This window comes from Actinomyces sp. ICM39, from assembly GCF_000282935.1.
Taxonomy (GTDB): Bacteria; Actinomycetota; Actinomycetes; order Actinomycetales; family Actinomycetaceae; genus Pauljensenia; species Pauljensenia odontolytica_B.
Genome location: NZ_ALCB01000054.1, coordinates 1 through 571, shown reverse-complemented (window position 1 = coordinate 571; position 571 = coordinate 1). Strand labels below are relative to the sequence as shown.

Sequence of the window (571 nt, the reverse complement as noted above, 5' to 3'; positions counted from 1 at the left end):
ATACGCCGAGGGGCCGACCTGGCGGTCGGCCCCTCGGCGTATCCCATCAACACAGTGCAAGTTGTCCCAGAAGGCTCCTCAATGATGTCTCGTCGGCATTGCTCGGGCCCGTGTGGCCCGTGCCGTATTCCCTTGTGATGACACCTACTGTAGGCACCCAACCTTGCGGCAACGGCAAGGTGAGCTGAGAAAGTCCTGGAATTTTAACCCTGCAGATAATTGACTGATCACAATATGAGTGTGCGCCCCCCGGTCTCCCGGGGGCGCACACTGCGTTACGCGCTGTCAGTCCTGCACGTAAGGCCTCAGCCGTTCCACTGGCCGTTCTCGGCGAAGTAGTACCACTTCCAGCCGATCCAGTGCCCACCGGTGTACATCGCGCCCGAATCGGTGCTCAGGTAGTACCAGGAGCCACCATCCTTCAGCCAACCGGTCGTCAACGCGCCACTGGGGGCCATGTAGTACCAGGACGAGCCGTCCTTCACCCAACCGGTCGCCATCGCGCCACTGCCGGGCGTCAGGTAGTACCAGGTCGGCCCATCAAGCAGCCAACCGGTGGCCATTCGCCCCG

General features: G+C 62.0%; 1 pseudogene. It reads right to left on the bottom strand.

From position 1 onward, the window contains the following. Nucleotides 1-305: 305 nt before the first annotated feature. Nucleotides 306-571 (bottom strand): annotated as a pseudogene (locus HMPREF1137_RS03180) (choline-binding protein A); the annotation flags it as partial.